Consider the following 16,043-nt stretch of genomic DNA (forward strand, 5'->3'; position numbering starts at 1 on the left):
CATGCAACCGATCTACATCGATTTTCTCAACGGCCTCGATATCGACGAACTGGGGCTTACCAATGACGAAATCCTCAGCGCCATCGAAGCGAGCCTGGCGATCCAGGGGCGTGGCGAGGCGGTGATCGAGCCGCGTACCCACCTGATTCCCGGCGGCGGGATCAACGGTCACTTCAACGTATTGCGCGGTGTGTTGGGTGGCGATATCGGTTACGCCGGGGTCAAGGTGGTGGGGGATTTTGTCGACAACTACCGCAAGGGCCTGCCCTCGGAACTGGCGATCCTCAACCTGCTGGACCCGGCCACCGGCATTCCCAAGGCCATCCTCGACGCCTCGGCGATCACTGATATGCGCACCGGCGCCATCACTGCCATCGGCGCCAAATACCTGGCCCGGCCCGACAGCAAAGTGCTGGCGCACATCGGCGCGCGTGGCACGGCGTACTGGAACGTGCGCCTGCTCGACCACCTGTTCGACTTCGACGAAATCCGCGTGCACTCACGTCGCAGTGAAAGCCGCGAAGCCTTCGCCGAACGCTTGCGCCAGGACCTGGGCAAACCGGTGATCGTCACCGAGGATTGGGAGTCCGCCGTGCGTGGCGCCGACATCGTGGTCGAAGCCTCGCGCCTGGATCAGCCCGAGCCCTTGCTGCGCACTGAGTGGATCAAGCCCGGTGCCTTTGTGGTGCCCTACGGCACCATGAGCGCGGTGGAACTGTCGCTCACCGACATCATGAGCAAGCGGGTGGTGGACGATTGGGGCCAGTGCAAGGGCGGCCTGTTCGGTTCGCTGCGCGCGCATGTCGACGCCGGCAAACTCAGCGCCGAGACCCTGCACGCCGAGTTGGGCCAGATCGTTGCCGGCTTGAAAAGCGGCCGTGAAACCCCCGAGGAAACCATCCTGTTCTGGCACCGCGGCCTGAGCCTCAGTGATATCGCGTTGGGCCATGCGCTGCTGGAAAAAGCCGGGCGCCTGGGGATTGGCCAGCGGTTGCGCTGGGCATGATTCACTTCGATCCCGAAGGCTTGAGCCTCGCCGATTTGCTGGCGATTGCCCGCCAGGACGTACCGGCGGATTTCTCTGCGCAGGCCCGTCAGCGTATTGAAGAAGGCCACCAGTTGTTGGTGAAGCTGGCGGTTGAAGGCACGCCAATTTATGGGGTAAATACCGGCCTCGGTGCAGCGGTGGATACGGCGGTGGCACCCGTGCAGGCGAGTATTCCGTTGGGTCGTGCGGTGGGGGTCGGGCGCCTTGCCAATCGCCAGGAACTGCGCGCGATCACGGCTGCGCGGCTGGCCGGATTGGCTCAGGGGCGTTCGGGTATTTCTCCGGGGGCGGCGGATGCACTGCTAGCGTTGCTCAATTCCGGCGTCGAGCCCGATGTACCGTTGCTCGGCTCTTTGGGCGAGAGCGACCTGGCGCCACTGGCGCACCTGAGTCTCGCGTTGTCAGTGCCGCTGACCGGCAAAGATGGCTTGGCGCTGGTCTCTGCGAATGCCGCCAGTGTCGGGCTGGGCGCGTTGCTGGTGGCTGAGGCGCAGCGGGCCTTGGAGGTTTTGCTGGCGGCGCTGGCGTTGTCGTGTGAAGGCTACCGGGCCAACCTCAGTCCGTTCCAGCCATGGGCTTCACGCCTGCGGCCGGCACCTGGGCAAACCGAACAGTCGGCGGCATTGTTGCAGTTGCTGGCGGGCGGCGAGCTGGCCGACAGCCCGCGTCGCCTGCAAGACCCCTTGAGCTTTCGCTGTGCCACGGTGGTCCAGGGTGCGGCGCAGCAGGCGCTGCACGACCTGCATGAATTGGTTGAATTGGAGCTGCGCAGCGGTGCGGATAACCCGGCGTTGATCAGCGAAGCGTCGCTTGTGTTGGCCACGGCGAATTTCGACAGCACCCACTTGGCGCTGGCCACTGAAGGGTTGGGCCTGGCGCTTACCCGTGTCGCCGCGTGCAGCGCTGAACGCATTGCCAAGCTACTGTCGCCGGCTTCCAGCGATCTGCCGCGCTTCCTGATCACCCAGCCGGGTCATGTCGGCATGGCCGCCTTGCAGCGCACCAGTTCGGCGTTGGTCGCGGAAATCGGGCACCTGGCTAATCCGCTGCCGGCGGTCAGCGTGCCGGTGGCGGACCGTGTTGAAGACTATGCGGGCCAGGCCATGGCGGTGGTCGACAAGACTCGTCGCTTGACCGAGCGGGTGCTGTGGCTGGCCAGTATCGAGTTGATCGTCGCCGCGCAGGCGGTGGATTTAAGGGGGGCGCTGCGGCTGGGGCAAGGTGTGCGGCTGGTCCATCAAGCCGTGCGCAGCCAGGTGGCTCATCTTGATGAAGACCGCTCAGGCTCGGTGGATGTACTGGCACTGGTCACCTTCCTCGAATCCACCCCATTCCCTCTGTAGGAGCCGGCTTGCCGGCGATAGGGCCCGTGAGGACGACATCGCCGGCAAGCCGGCTCCTACAGGGGCAGCGTTTGCCTTATGGATTCTCGGCGGCCAATGCCGCAATCACCGCCGGCCGCTCACCCACCCGCTGCTGAAACGCCGCCAGCGCCGGCCACTTATCCAAATCAATCGCGTGAAACGCCGCCCAGCGCAGCACCACAAACAGGTAGGCATCTGCCACCGAGTACTGCGCACCCAACAGGTAATCCTGGCGCTCCAGCGTCTGCACCAGCACCGTGAAACGCTTGAACAGCGTGGCCTGGAATGCCGCTTTCACCTCGCCCTGGATCGCGCCGTTGAAGAACACGGCCAAGCCGCCATGAATCTCGGTGGCAATGAAGTTCAGCCACTCCTGCAGGCGTACGCGTTCCCAGCTGCCATTAGCCGGCGCCAGGCCTGCGGCGGGTTTCAGGTCGGCCAGGTATTGCAGGATCGCGCTGGCTTCGGTCAGCACCTGGCCGTTGTCCAGTTTCAGCGCCGCGACGTAGCCCTTGGGGTTGATCTGCAGGAAGTCTTCGCCGTCGGCGGTGGTCTTGGCTTGGTTATCCACCAAGACCAGGTCGAACGGCAGCGCCAATTCGCGCAGCACGATATGCGGTGCGAGAGAACAGGCGTGGGGGAAGAAATACAGTTTCATCTGGGGCAGCTCCGTTGAATTTGCGCCAGTCTCGCGGGCGTGGCACCGTGCGTAAAATTAAACGTTCAGACCCCTGCCATAAGGACAGCTACTGCCATGATGAACCTGATGCACTGGCGCTTGCTGGTGGCCGTGGCCGATCACGGCAGCATCACCGCCGCCGCCGAGCGCGTGGGCATGACCCAATCCGCCGCCAGCCAGGCGATGGCCGGTATGGAAGCGACCCTGGGCGCGCAGCTGTTTACCCGCGAACCGCGCAAGACCTTGCCCACCGCCCTGGGCTTGAGTGTGATCGAGCAGGCGCGAGTCATGCTTGGGGCGTTGCAGGCGATTCGTAGCACCGTGGACGAAGCCAGGCCCATGTTGCGTGGGACGATTCGCATCGCCAGTTTCCCCATGGTGCTGGCGACATTTCTGACACCCGCATTGCAGCGTTTTGCGCAGCTCTATCCCGGTATCGACGTCACCACCTTGGATGTCACTGACAACGAAGTGCTCACCCTGCTCGACACCGGCCTTATCGACTTGGGCGTGGTGCTCAACCCCACGCCCGAGCGCAATGCGACGGTGTTGGGCCGTGACTTGTGGATGGCCGTGCTGCCAGTGGAGCACGCGCTGGCGCAACGCCCCGCCGATGCCACGGTGTCGCTTGAGGAATTGCTTGAGCAGCCTTTCGTGCTGGCTACTGGTGGCTGTACCGCTAATGCCCGCAGCCTGGGCGCCGCCGCCGGGCTGACCCTGCGCGATGTACGCGTTGAGGTGCGTGAATGGAACAGTGCCTTCAGCCTGGTGCGTGAGGGCGTCGGCGTCACACTGGTGCCGGAAATGGCCTTGCCGTCCCAGCGCAAGGGCCTGCGCGTGATGGCGTTGGATGTGCCGCTGCACCGCGAATTTGCCTTGGTCGGCTCGTCGGATCGCCCGCTGTCAGCCGCGGCCCTCGCATTGTTAAAAATGCTGGCTGACTAGTGGCCTTGCATAGCGCCAAGCCCTGTCTATGCTCACCCGGAACCGTTGATGACGCTTGGCATATAAAGCGATTTGGATGGTTATTTCCCCATGAAGGTGTGCCAGCAATAGCCAACAAAAGAATGGAATGCGCCTTACGGGCGCCGGGAATCAAGGGTGATCTGACCATGTTCAACCGCCATCACAAATCCGACCTGCAACAAATCGAACGTTTTTCCTGCGCACTCACCGAATCCAACGCCAAACTCGCCGCTATCAGCCGTTCCATGGCCATGATCGAGTTCGACCCCAGTGGCGTGATCCTCGACGCCAACGACAACTTCTGCAAAACCATGGGCTATAGCGTCGAGGAAATACGCGGTAAACATCACCGCCTCTTTTGCGACGAGCCCTACACCCACACCGATGCCTACGCCAAGCTATGGCGCGACCTGGCGCGAGGCCAGGCCCTCAGTGGCACCTTCATGCGCTTGAACAAGCATGGCCAGGAAGTCTGGCTGGAGGCCAGCTACATGCCGGTGCTGGACAAAGACAATCACGTGCAGAGCGTGATCAAAGTCGCGTCGGACATCACGGCGCGGGTCCACCACGAACATGAAAACCAGAGCCTGATCGATGCCATTGGCCGCTCCATGGCAGTGATCGAGTTCACCCCGCAGGGCCAGATCATCAACGCCAACGAAAACTTCCTGAAGACCGTGCAGTATTCCTTGGATGAAATCGTCGGCCAGCACCACAGCATGTTCTGCCACCGCAATGAAGTGGAATCGCCGGCCTACAAGGCGTTCTGGGCGTCGCTCAATCGTGGCGAATACCACTCGCACCGCTTCGAGCGCAAAAACAAATACGGCAAGACCCTGTTCCTGGAAGCCTCCTACAACCCGATCTTCGACACCAATGGCCGCCTGTACAAAGTGGTGAAGTTCGCCAGCGACATCACCGACCAGGTCACCACCCTGCGTAACGCCGCCGACTCAGCCCATGCCACCTCGGTACAAAACGACGCCTGCGCCCGCAAGGGGTCGGAGGTGGTGCAGCAAACCGTGCAGATCATCGAAGAAATTTCCCACGATTTGAACCAGGCCGCCGTGAGTATCGACGCAGTCAGCAAGCAATCGGACATCATTGGCGCCATCGTGCAGACCATCCGCAGCATCGCCGAGCAGACCAATATGCTCGCGCTCAACGCCGCGATTGAAGCGGCGCGGGCGGGCGAACACGGGCGCGGTTTTGCAGTGGTGGCAGACGAGGTGCGCAGCCTGGCCGCACGGACGAGCCAGGCGACGGTGGAAATTGTCGATGTGGTGCGCAAAAACCACGACCTGTCGCTGAGCGCGGTGTCGAGCATGCAATCGAGCTTGAGCCGCACGGGGCTGGGGGTGGAATTGGCGAATGAAGCGGGGCAGGTGATCCTGGAAATTCAGGAGGGGTCACGGCATGTGGTGGATGCGATCGGTCAGTTCAACTCGACGTTACAACTGCAATAACCCAAACCCTGTAGGAACCGGCTTGCCGGCGATGGCGATCTTGAGGACGCTATCGCCGGCAAGCCGGCTCCTACAGTGACTTGGGGGGCTGTTAGATTGCGGCCAGGGTTTCTTTGACTGTCTGGGCCTGCGGGTCAGCGGTTTTGGCGGCTACCTGCTGTTCTTGCTGTTGCTTCAAGCGCTCGGCCACTTGCTTGGAGAAGGCATCCTGCTTTTCCTTCGACATGTTCTGCAAATCCGCCTCGGTCAAACCCTGCTCCTTGAGCAGTTGGTCACGGATGCGCTCGGCCGGGGATTTGCTCATATAGTCGGTGAACTCCGAGCGTGCACCGGAAGCGGCGCTGGTCGCCGGCCCATCGCTGGTCGACGCGCTGGTCTGCAGCTGCACGCGGGTCTTGGCAAAGGCTTCGTCGATGCGGTCGGCGGCCTTGTCCAGTTCCTTCTGCGCGGCGGGCACGGTCACGCTTTGCTGCGCGGCTTGCAGGGCACCGCTGTACAGCGCGCTGGCGGCGGCGTTGGCGGGATCCATGTCGGGTCGCTTGATCTGTTGAACAGTCGAAACGGCTTGGGTGTTGTTGTTAACCAGCATGATCGGTCACCTGGGGAAATGTTCGGTGCCACAGGTGGAGCAAATAGTGTGCCGGGTGTGAAGTGCCCGGTTTTACTGGGGGGCGGTGGCCGACGCGGCAAGTGTTGTCCCGCCGGCGGCCAACCGTTGCCGTCAATGGGCGATATTTTCCAACGCCAGGTTTCGCGTACGCGGCCCGAACCAACTGATGGTGATCATCACGATCAACATGCTGCTGGCAATGAACGCCAACACGCCCGGCGTGCCCAGGTGTTCGAGGATAAAGCCGATCAGCAGGCTGCTGAACACCGTGGACAAGCGGCTGAACGAGTAGCAGAAGCCCACCGCCCGCGCCCGGATGTTGGTGGGGAACAGTTCGCTCTGGTACGAGTGATAGCTGAAGCTCAGCCAGGCATTGCAGAAGGTGATCATCACGCCGCAAATCACCAGCCCCACCGCCGTGGTTTGCAGGGCGAACAGGCTGCCGAAGATCATCGCGCCCAGGGCCGAACCGACGATCTGCCATTTGTTTTCAAAGCGGTTGGCCACCTTCACGAACAGCAGCGGCCCCAAGGGGTAGGCGAGGGTGATGATAAAGGCGTAGAGCAAACTGTGGGTCACGCTCACGCCTTGGCCTGACAGCAACGCGGGCAACCAGTTGCCGAAGCCGAAGAAGCCGATGGCCTGGAACACATGGAACACGATGAGCATCAACGCGCGGCGGCGGTACGGTGGTTGCCAGATATCGGCAAAGCGGCCGCTGCCCTGCACGCTGACGGCTTCGGGCTCGGGCTCATCCAGCGGTTTGCCGTGATCTTTCTGGCAGCGCGCCTCCAGATTGTCCATGATCGTGCCGGCTTCCTCAAAGCGGCCTTTCTGCGCCAGCCAGCGCGGGGATTCCGGCAGGCGTTTGCGCAGTTGCCAGATAAACAGTGCAAATACCGCACTGCTCAGCACTACCCAGCGCCAGCCTGACACGCCGAACGGCGCCTGGGGCACCAGCCACCACGACATCAATGCCACCGCCGGCACCGACAAAAACTGGATAAAAAATGCGAAGGCAAACGCCGAACTGCGCATGCGCTTGGGCACCAGTTCCGAGAGGTAGGCGTCGATGGTTACCAGTTCGATACCCAGCCCGATGCCCACCAAAAAGCGCATGCAAATGATGCCCAGCGCCGAGGTCTGGATGCCCATTAACACGGTGGCGACGGTGTACCAGATCAACGCAAAGGTGAAGATCGCCCGGCGCCCGAAGCGGTCGGCGATGGGGCTGAGCAGGCTGGCGCCGAGGAACAGCCCCAGGAAGGTCGCCGAGGCAAAGGCGGCCTGGTCCGAGAAGCCAAACACGCCCTGGCTGCCGGTGTGGAAAATCCCGTCGCTGATCAGGCCGGGGCTGATGTAGGCGGTTTGGAACAGGTCATACAGCTCGAAAAAACCGCCAATCGACAGCAGCGCCACCAGACGCCACACAGTGGCGACGGCTGGCAGGCGGTCGATGCGCGCGCTGATGTGGGCGGCGCGGAGGGGGTCGATGCCGTCGGTGGCGCGGGCGTTGAGTGTGGACATGGGCATATTCCAGGGGCAGTGACCTGGAATCTTAGCGTGCTAACGGAAATCTGCGCGTGTGAAGTTGCGCCCGTTGACACGCCGATTCGCTGATTTATTGCGCGCCGGCGTTATGTTTCAGGGTTTTATGGCGCGCGCTCAGAAGGTGATGGGTATGTCGAACGTCTGGAATGCGTCGTCCACCGGTTGGTAGCCCAGCACCCGCGTGGTTTCGCTGAGGTCCAGGCGTTTGAAGCGGTTGTTGGAAATGCCATGGGCGATCAGGTGCTTGACGCCCTCGGCTTCTACCGAGCGTTGCAGCAACTGCACCGCATCACGCGGGCTGAGCCAGGCGCTGAGGTCGCGGGTGTTGTTGAGGTCGTGGGTTTCGCGGAATTCGAAGGCGCCGATACGCAGGGCAATGGTCGACAACAGCGTTTTTGCCGCGTAGTAGCCGCACAGCGCCTCGCCGTAGCATTTGCTCACGCCATACAGGTTGGCGGGCATCACGGGCATGCCAGGCGTGATTTGGCGGTCCACCGAGTACCCTTCGATAGTTTGCGCGCTGCTGGCGAACACCAGGCGTTTCACGCCAGCGGCCACGGCAGCTTCGAACAGGTAGGTGGTGGCGAGGATGTTGTTGGGCAGCAGTTCGTCGAATGACGCGCTGGCGTGGGGGATGCCCGACAGGTGCACGATCACGTCGATGCCTTCGAGCAATGCCGCCAGGCTGGATCGATCGCTGAGGTCGGCGTGGACGAAGCGGTGCTCGCCCAGGTCGAAGTCCGGCGTGACGCGGTCGGTGAGGGTGAAGCGGTAGCGGTCTTGCGAGGCCTCGAAAAACGTCTTGCCGATTCTGCCGCAGGCGCCGGTGAGCAGTACGTTGAGTCCTTTCACGTGTAGTCCTTGTGGTTAGTGATGGCCGTCGAGGGCGAAGGTCTTGAACCCGGCGTGTTGGCCGAGGCGTTGATAGTAAGCCGCAATGGCGGGGTAGGGCGGGCGCTCCATGGGCGTCATCTGCCAGCGGTGCACCGAGAGGCCGATAAGGATATCGGCGAGGGTGAATTCGTCGCCGGCCACGTAGGCACCTGTCTTTGTCAGCTGTTGTTCAAGAATGCCCATGCTGTCATTCCAGCGCTGTACGGCGGCGGCAATCTGCGTTGCGTCCAGGCCGTCCGGGTTGTTGCGCACAAGGGCGGTGAAGGCGTCGCCCCAGGCGCGGTTGAGTTCGATGGCTTGCCAGTCAATCCATTGCTCGACCCGGGCACGGGGTGCCGGCTCGGCGGGCAGCAGGTCATGACGCTGGTACAGGTTTACGAGGTAGCGACAAATGGTGTTGGACTCCCACAGCACGCCGTGGTCGTCAATCAGCACGGGGATCTGGGCGTTGGGGTTCAAGGCCAGGAATTCGGCGGACTGGGTGGGCTTGAAGCCGATGCCCCAGTCTTCGCGCTGGTAGTCGATGCCCAGTGCCTGGCAGGTCCAGAGTACTTTGCGCACGTTGATGGAGGACGTGCGGCCCAAGATTTTCAGTGAGTGTCCCATGGTGCTTCCCTGGCGGTGGAGAGCAGCCAATCTAGCAGGGGCAGGCGGCTACGGCGATATTTCCAAGTTGGCACAGTAAAAACTGTGGGAGCGGGCTTGCTCGCGAATGCGGTAGACCAGCCAGCTTATTTGGTGCTGACAGACCTCATTCGCGAGCAAGCCCGCTCCCACATTTTGACCGAGTAGGGCCTTAACAGCGTGGCGTGTGCTGGTCCATCGCCTTGCCCACCAACAGCACGCTCAGCTCACTGAGTTGGTGAATGGCCAGCGCGACATCGCGTTGCTTGCCGGTGAGGTCGTCGGACAGGTCGAGCAACAGGGTACTGACGGAACACACGGTTTCGTAGCTATTGATCAGCAGGGTTTCGATCGGGATATCGGGGATGACGGTGAACAGCGTGCTTGGCGGATTTTCGATTTGTTTGATCAAAGCAGTGCTCCTGGTTTAGGAGGTCCAAAAGTGGGCTACTAAACCCGATCACCGAGACATTCAGCGACCGGCAAACATTAGAGCCCCCCACCTAGGCGCACAAGCCGGCGGATTCTGACGTAAGCGTAGGCAACCGGGCAAGGCGCTTACCGCAATGTCAGTCGCGTCCTACAGGCGTCCTACGTGCTCTCCCGCACCTGCAACTCAAACCCTATGTCCACTACCGGCTTTACGGTTTGCGAGAGTTTTATGCCCATTGTGTCAATAGGGGGGATGAATAAACTTATGGTTTAGCAGATAACTTTACCTTCAGCTGATTCGACGATACTGAAACTGTTCTTGGTTCGCGAGATCCTGAGGTTGCTGGGCGAGGGCTAACGCCTCTCTGAAGAGGGTCCGGCTCTAACTTTCTAATATAGAGCCGGAAAGCAGTGAGTTGTAAAAGGGAGTGAATTAGGGGAAGGGATTTATAAGCCCTTGTACGTTGAAATCGCCTTCACACTCATGTTCTGTACCGCTGATGCTTATGATGAAACTAAATTTGCCAGTTACATGTTCAGGCTTGTCGAGGTAGGTGTGTGTTGTTTCTCCGCGCTGAGCAGAGTGCAACCAGTTGCCTATTTTGTAGTAACCCCATGGTGTTTCATCAGGGCCGCCAAAGTTGCCCTTGAATGTTCCTTCTATATCAAGAAAGAATAGACTTACTCCTGCGCGTTCACCACTGTCAAGTATTTTGTCCCCTGCGACAATGAGGTATCCGTCGTCTTTATACATTCTGACGTGGTCGGCGATAAATGGACCGTTTGGCGATTTTGTTATGTTGAAACTCCCTTTTGAAAAGGGGTCGTTTTCGTTACTTGTATAAAACTTCATGAGTGAAACTCCGTTGTTTGTTTAAAGTGCTCACAGTTTATAGTTTAACTAAAACTGTCGTCCTTATTAGGCGTCGTAAGTGAGGCGTTGTCTACTGTCATAGTTGACAGTATTTTTATTGTGGGGTAATGGCTAGGCTAAAAGTTTTTTTGAAGCGTTAAACAGAAGAATTTGCACCTCAGAGGGCACGCCTTTCCAGGTGCAATTTTTGTGTCAGTGGCGCGGGGTGTGTTGTCCATGGCCTTGCCTATCAGAGCACGTTCAATTCTCCAAAATTATGGTCGGCTAGACGCTCATGTGCTCTCCCGCACCTGCAACTCAAACCCCATATCCACCACCGGCTTTACGGTTTTCGAGAGTTTTATGCCCATTGTGTCAATAGGGGGGGTATGAACAAACTTATGGTTTAGCAGCTAACTTTACCTTCAGCTGATTCGACGATACTGAAACTGTTCTTGGTTCGCGAGATCCTGAGGTTGCTGGGCGAGGGCTGACGCCTCTCTGAAGAGGGTCCGGCTCTAACTTTCTAATATAGAGCCGGAAAGCAGTGAGTTGTAAAAGGGAGTGAATTAGGGGTAGGGATCTGAATGCTGTTGTATGTTGAATTCGCCTTCACATTCAGCATCTGCACCGTGGATCCTTGCGATGAAACTAAATTTGCCGGTTACATGTTCAGGCTTTTCTAGGTAGGTGTGTGTTGTTTCTCCGCGCAGAGCAGTCCAGGACCAGTCGCCTAGTCCGTAGTAACCCCATGGCGGTAGATCAGGGTTGCCGAAGTTGCCCGTGAATGTTCCTTCTTCATTAAGAAAGGTTAGAGATACTATTGCGCGTTCACCACTGTCAAGTACTTTGTAACCTGAGATAGAGAGATATCTGCTCTCGTTATACATTCTGACTTGGTCGGCGATAAATGGGCCGATTGGCGATTTTGTTACGTTGATACTCCCTGTTGAAAAGGGGCCGTCTTCGTTGTCTTTATGAAAAATCATGAGTGAAACTCCGTTGTTTGTTTAAAGTGCTCACAGTTTTATAGGTTAACTAAAACTGTCGTCCTTATTAGGCGTCGTAAGTGAGGCATTGTCTACTGTCATAGTTGACAGTATTTTTATTGTGGGGTAATGGCTATGCTAAAAGTTTTTTTGAAGCGTTAAACAGAAGAATTTGCACCTCAGAGGTCACGCCTTTCCAGGTGCAATTTTTGTGTCAGTGGCGCGGGGTGTGTTGTCCATGGCCTTGCCTATCAGAGCACGTTCAATTCTCCAAAATTATGGCCGGCTAGACGCTCATGTGCTCTCCCGCACCTGCAACTCAAACCCCATATCCACCACCGGCTTTACGGTTTGCGAGAGTTTTATGCCCATTGTGTCAATAGGGGGGGTATGAACAAATTTATGGTTTAGCAGCTAACTTTACCTTCAGCTGATTCGACGATACTGAAACTGTTCTTGGTTCGCGAGATCCTGAGGTTGCTGGGCGAGGGCTAACGCCTCTCTGAAGAGGGTCCGGCTCTAACTTTCTAATATAGAGCCGGAAAGCAGTGAGTTGTAAAAGGAAATGAGTTAGGGGTAGGGATCTGCATGCTTTTGTACGTTGAAATCGCCTTCACACTCAACATCTGTACCGTCGATCCTTACGATGAAACGAAATTTGCCGGTTGCATGTTCAGGCTTTTCGAGGTAGGTGTGTGTTGTTTCTCCTTGCCGAACCAAGTACCCCCAGTCGCCTACATTGTAGGAACCCCATGGTGGTAGATCAGGGTTGCCGAAGTTGCCCGTGAATGTTCCTTGTTTATCAAGAAAGGTTAGAGTTACTCTTGCGCGTTCACCACTGTCAAGTATTTTGTAACCTGAGACACTGAGGTATCTGTTGTTTTTATCCATTCTGACTTGGTCGGTAATAAATGGACCGTCTGGCGATTTTGTTATGTTGAAACTCCCTTCTGAAAAGGGGGCGTCTTCTTTGCCTGTATAAAAAATCATGAGTGAAACTCCTTTGTTTGTTTAAAGTGCTCACAGTTTTATAGTTTAACTAAAACTGTCGTCCTTATTAGGAGTCGTAAGTGATGCGTTGTCTACTGTCATAGTTGACAGTATTTTTATTGTGGGGTAATGGCTAGGCTAAAAGTTTTTTTGAAGCGTTAAACAGAAGAATTTGCACCTCAGAGGGCACGCCTTTCCAGGTGCAATCTTTGTGTCAGTGGCGCGGGGTGTGTTGTCCACGGCCTTGCCTATCAGAGCACGTTCAACTCTTCAAAATTATGGTCGGCTAGAAGCTCACGTGCTCTCCCGCACCTGCAACTCAAACCCCATATCCACCACCGGCTTGGCGATCTTGTTGCCCGCCATGATCGTCAACAAATGCTCCGCGGCACGCCGGCCAATCGCTTCGCGCGGGGTGCTGATGCTGCTCAGGCGCGGCACCATGAACGACGACGCCGGCAAGTCGTTGAAGCCCAGCACCGCCACACGCTCCGGCACTTTGATGCCATGGCGCAGGGCTTCTAGCAGCGCGCCCTGGGCCAAGTCGTCGTTGCCGAAGAAGATCGCGTCCACGTCCGGATGCGCCGCCAGCAGCTGCAAGAACAACTCGCCACCCAGGCCCACGGAGGAGGGGCGCGGTGTCAGCAGTTCCAGCGCCGGGTCATACATACCGGCCTGTTGCAGTGCGCGGCGGAAACCTTCACCCCGCAGCAGCGTGCGTTGGTCCAACTGCGCGCCAATGTACGCCAGGCGCTTGCGCCCACGGGACAGCAGGTGCGCCGCCGCCGTCTCGCCCGCCGCCAATTGCGAGAACCCTACGCAGTTCACGCCGGCGTTCGGGTCCAAATCCATCATGTACACGCAAGGCACATGGCTGGCCTCGACCATCCGTCGGGCGCTTTCGGTGCGATCAAACCCGGTCAGCAACAACCCCCGTGGCTGGTAGGCCATGTAGTTGCGCAGCAGGTTTTCTTCTTCGTCACGGGAATAGTGGGAGTTGCCGATCAGCACTTCGAAGCCTTTGGGCCGCAGCACCTGGTGGATGGCTTCGAGGGTTTCGATAAACAGCAGGTTGGACAGCGACGGTACCAACACCACGACCGAATGGCTCTGGGCCGAGGCCAGGGCGCGGGCGGCGGGGTTGACCACGTAGTTCAGTTCGGCGGCGGCCTGCTGCACTTTTTCCACCAGTTCGGTGGCGACGGTGCTGATACCGCGCAGGGCCCGGGAGGCGGTAATCGGGCTGACGCCCGCCAGGCGGGCGACTTCGTTGAGGGTCGGGCGACCCGTGGTGCGCAATTTTTTATCGTTCTTGGAGGTCATCAGGCAGCTTGCCAAACAAAAATCGAGGCACTAAGGTAGCGCTGTCTCCAGAGGGCTGCAAATTCTTGAATAACGGGTTGCCTGATCCGGTCTGAATTTGAGTAAGCCGCTTGGAGAGGATGCACGCGTCACTCCCAAAAAAAGACAAGACGGCGCGGGAAAAGCCTGTTTTTGCACTAGCCTTACAGCGTGCAAAGGTAGCGCTATCTGCGTCCTGAGGTGTTTCATGAGTCAACCTGTTACCGCCCTGGTCATCATGGGTGTTTCCGGCTGTGGCAAGTCCAGCGTCAGCGAGGCCCTGTGCCGCCTGAACGGTGCGACTGCCATCGAAGGCGACAGCTTTCACCCCGCCGCCAACATCGAAAAGATGAGCGCTGGACACCCCCTGAACGACGACGACCGCGCCGGCTGGCTCGACATCCTGTGCGATGAACTGCGCCGTTCGCTCAAAGCGGGCGAGCACCCCGTACTGACCTGTTCAGCCCTCAAGAAGAAATACCGCGACCACCTGCGCGAAGCTGCGCCGGGCCTGGGTTTCGTGTTTCTGGAGCTGACCCGCGCCGTGGCTGCCGACCGGGTGTCCCATCGCCCCGGCCATTTCATGCCGGCAAGCCTCATAGACAGCCAGTTCGCCACCCTTGAATCGCCCAAGGGCGAGCCGCTGACCCTGGCCCTCAATGCCAGTGAAGACAGCGTCGAGGAACTGGCCGAGCAGACCAACGCCTGGTGGCTGCAACACGGTTTTGAACCATCCAAATAATTTTTTGCCGGAAAAGATAGCGCTATCCCCGGCAGGAAATTCAACACCCGCTTTAATAACAACAACAAACAGGAGAGACCCCCCATGTTTGGCATGTCCCACGAGTCCTACCTACTGCTTGACGCAGTCGTTACCATCATCGGGTTGATCGTTCTGATCACCAAGTTCAAGGTGCACCCGTTCATTGCGCTGATCATCGCGGCCGGCTTCCTCGGCCTGACTTCGGGTATGCCCGTGGACAAGATCATCAAGGCGTTCCAGGACGGTTTCGGCGGGGTGCTCGGCTTTGTCGGCATTATCCTTGCGCTGGGCACGATGCTCGGCAAGATGATGGCCGAATCCGGCGGTGCCGACCAGATCGCCCAGACCCTGATCCGCGCCTTTGGCAAAGAGAAGGTCCAGTGGGCCATGATGTTCGCCGCGTTCCTGGTGGGCATCCCACTGTTCTTCGAGATCGGCTTTGTGCTGTTGATCCCGCTGGTGTTCATCGTCGCGCGCCGTACGGGTGTGTCGCTGATCAAGATCGGCATCCCGCTGCTGGCCGGCCTGTCGGCGGTACACGGCCTGGTGCCACCGCACCCCGGCCCGTTGCTGGCCATCGGCGTGTTTGGCGCCGACATCGGCAAGACCATCCTGTACGGCCTGATCGTCGCTTTGCCGACCGCCATCATCGCCGGCCCGATCTTCGGTACGTTCATCGCCAAGTACATCCCGGGCAACCCGTCCCAGGAACTGGTCGATCAACTGGCCCGCGAACCTGAGAACAAAGACCTGCCGAGCTTCGGCATCACCCTGGTCACCGTGCTGCTGCCGGTGTTCCTGATGCTGCTGAAAACCTTCGCCGACATCGCGTTTGCCGAAGGCAACGTGGTGCGCAACTGGATGGACATGATCGGTCACCCGATCACCGCGCTGTTGCTGGCGTTGCTGCTGTCGCTGTACACCTTTGGCCATCGCCAGGGCATCCATTCCAAGCAGATCCTCAAGTTGCTCGACGCCAGCCTGGCGCCGACCGCTGCGATCATCCTGATCATCGGTGCCGGTGGTGGCTTCAAGCAGATGCTGGTGACCAGCGGCGTGGGTGATGTGATCGGCCACATGGCGGTGAATGCACAGATCAACCCGATCCTGCTGGCGTGGCTGGTGGCGGCGGTGATTCGTGTGGCAACCGGTTCGGCCACTGTGGCCACCATTACTGGCGCGGGCATCGTGGTGCCGGTGGTGGGGATGATTCCGGGGGTTAACCGTGAGCTGTTGGTGTTGGCGACGGGGGCGGGTTCGTTGATCCTGTCTCACGTCAACGATGCCGGGTTCTGGCTGGTGAAGCAGTACTTCAACATGACCGTGGCCGAGACGTTCAAGACCTGGACGGCGATGGAAACCATCCTGTCTATCGTGGCCCTGATCTTCATCATGTTGTTGTCGTTGGTGGTCTAAGCCGCACCACTGTTACCCATGTGGTAACCCGATCAAATGTGGGAGCTGGCTTGCCTG

The 16,043-nt window shown here is 58.8% G+C and carries 15 protein-coding genes and 2 pseudogenes; 7 read left to right on the forward strand and 10 right to left on the reverse strand.

Annotation, left to right across the window (positions count from 1 at the left end; all coding sequences use genetic code 11):
• Nucleotide 1: 1 nt before the first annotated feature.
• The gene (locus tag CWC48_RS17185) at nt 2-1,006 is read left to right on the forward strand and encodes an ornithine cyclodeaminase family protein (RefSeq protein WP_100492245.1); all 1,005 of its coding nucleotides are present in this window, start codon (nt 2-4) and stop codon (nt 1,004-1,006) included.
• A complete protein-coding gene (locus CWC48_RS17190; RefSeq protein ID WP_100492246.1) occupies nt 1,003-2,391 on the forward strand; it encodes an aromatic amino acid lyase in 1,389 nt (462 codons plus the stop codon). Before CWC48_RS17185 ends, CWC48_RS17190 begins: the two co-directional genes overlap by 4 nt.
• Nucleotides 2,392-2,467: 76 nt before the next feature.
• Here CWC48_RS17190 and gstA read toward each other — a convergent pair whose 3' ends face one another.
• Entirely contained in the window at nt 2,468-3,070 is a 603-nt protein-coding gene (gene gstA, locus CWC48_RS17195) for a glutathione transferase GstA (RefSeq protein ID WP_028617676.1), read from the reverse strand.
• Between the two features lie 96 nt (nt 3,071-3,166).
• Between gstA and CWC48_RS17200 the strand changes: the two genes are divergently transcribed.
• From CWC48_RS17200 to CWC48_RS30905, 3 genes and pseudogenes are all read left to right on the forward strand, one after another.
• A complete protein-coding gene (locus CWC48_RS17200) occupies nt 3,167-4,036 on the forward strand; it encodes a LysR family transcriptional regulator (RefSeq protein WP_100492247.1) in 870 nt (289 codons plus the stop codon).
• A gap of 167 nt (nt 4,037-4,203) precedes the next feature.
• A pseudogene (locus CWC48_RS30900) lies at nt 4,204-4,980 on the forward strand (PAS domain-containing protein); the annotation flags it as partial.
• A gap of 117 nt (nt 4,981-5,097) precedes the next feature.
• Nucleotides 5,098-5,523, forward strand: a pseudogene (locus CWC48_RS30905) (methyl-accepting chemotaxis protein); the annotation flags it as partial.
• Nucleotides 5,524-5,614: 91 nt separating this feature from the next.
• On the opposite strand, the gene CWC48_RS17210 reads toward CWC48_RS30905, so the two are convergent.
• The 9 genes from CWC48_RS17210 to CWC48_RS17240 all read right to left on the reverse strand — a co-directional run bounded on the left by CWC48_RS17210 (nt 5,615) and on the right by CWC48_RS17240 (nt 13,792).
• Entirely contained in the window at nt 5,615-6,112 is a 498-nt protein-coding gene (locus CWC48_RS17210) for a hypothetical protein (RefSeq protein ID WP_100492248.1), read from the reverse strand.
• 132 nt (nt 6,113-6,244) lie between these two features.
• Nucleotides 6,245-7,660, reverse strand: coding sequence for an MFS transporter (locus CWC48_RS17215; protein ID WP_078049945.1), 1,416 nt, complete (start codon nt 7,658-7,660; stop codon nt 6,245-6,247).
• A gap of 138 nt (nt 7,661-7,798) precedes the next feature.
• Nucleotides 7,799-8,536: an NAD(P)-dependent oxidoreductase gene (locus tag CWC48_RS17220; RefSeq protein ID WP_078049944.1), complete on the reverse strand. Its 738-nt coding sequence runs from the start codon at nt 8,534-8,536 to the stop codon at nt 7,799-7,801.
• A gap of 15 nt (nt 8,537-8,551) precedes the next feature.
• The gene (locus tag CWC48_RS17225) at nt 8,552-9,184 is read right to left on the reverse strand and encodes a glutathione S-transferase family protein (RefSeq protein WP_078049943.1); all 633 of its coding nucleotides are present in this window, start codon (nt 9,182-9,184) and stop codon (nt 8,552-8,554) included.
• Nucleotides 9,185-9,374: 190 nt separating this feature from the next.
• Nucleotides 9,375-9,614 (reverse strand): DUF6124 family protein, encoded by a 240-nt coding sequence (locus CWC48_RS17230; protein WP_099494327.1) that lies wholly within the window; start codon nt 9,612-9,614, stop codon nt 9,375-9,377.
• A gap of 453 nt (nt 9,615-10,067) precedes the next feature.
• A complete protein-coding gene (locus CWC48_RS17235) occupies nt 10,068-10,487 on the reverse strand; it encodes a hypothetical protein (protein ID WP_100492249.1) in 420 nt (139 codons plus the stop codon).
• A gap of 569 nt (nt 10,488-11,056) precedes the next feature.
• The gene (locus CWC48_RS30200; protein ID WP_157806827.1) at nt 11,057-11,476 is read right to left on the reverse strand and encodes a hypothetical protein; all 420 of its coding nucleotides are present in this window, start codon (nt 11,474-11,476) and stop codon (nt 11,057-11,059) included.
• Nucleotides 11,477-12,046: 570 nt separating this feature from the next.
• Entirely contained in the window at nt 12,047-12,466 is a 420-nt protein-coding gene (locus CWC48_RS30205) for a hypothetical protein (protein WP_157806828.1), read from the reverse strand.
• A gap of 294 nt (nt 12,467-12,760) precedes the next feature.
• Complete coding sequence (locus CWC48_RS17240) at nt 12,761-13,792, reverse strand: LacI family DNA-binding transcriptional regulator (RefSeq protein WP_177409545.1); 1,032 nt, start codon at nt 13,790-13,792, stop codon at nt 12,761-12,763.
• Nucleotides 13,793-14,015: 223 nt separating this feature from the next.
• On the opposite strand from CWC48_RS17240, the gene CWC48_RS17245 reads away from it, so the two are divergent.
• Both CWC48_RS17245 and CWC48_RS17250 read left to right on the forward strand, forming a co-directional pair.
• The gene (locus tag CWC48_RS17245) at nt 14,016-14,549 is read left to right on the forward strand and encodes a gluconokinase (RefSeq protein WP_034108975.1); all 534 of its coding nucleotides are present in this window, start codon (nt 14,016-14,018) and stop codon (nt 14,547-14,549) included.
• Nucleotides 14,550-14,633: 84 nt separating this feature from the next.
• The gene (locus tag CWC48_RS17250) at nt 14,634-15,986 is read left to right on the forward strand and encodes a GntP family permease (RefSeq protein WP_069078116.1); all 1,353 of its coding nucleotides are present in this window, start codon (nt 14,634-14,636) and stop codon (nt 15,984-15,986) included.
• Nucleotides 15,987-16,043: the final 57 nt, after the last annotated feature.

Origin of the sequence: Pseudomonas sp. S10E 269 (genome assembly GCF_002798465.1) — a bacterium.
GTDB lineage: Bacteria > Pseudomonadota > Gammaproteobacteria > Pseudomonadales > Pseudomonadaceae > Aquipseudomonas > Aquipseudomonas pergaminensis.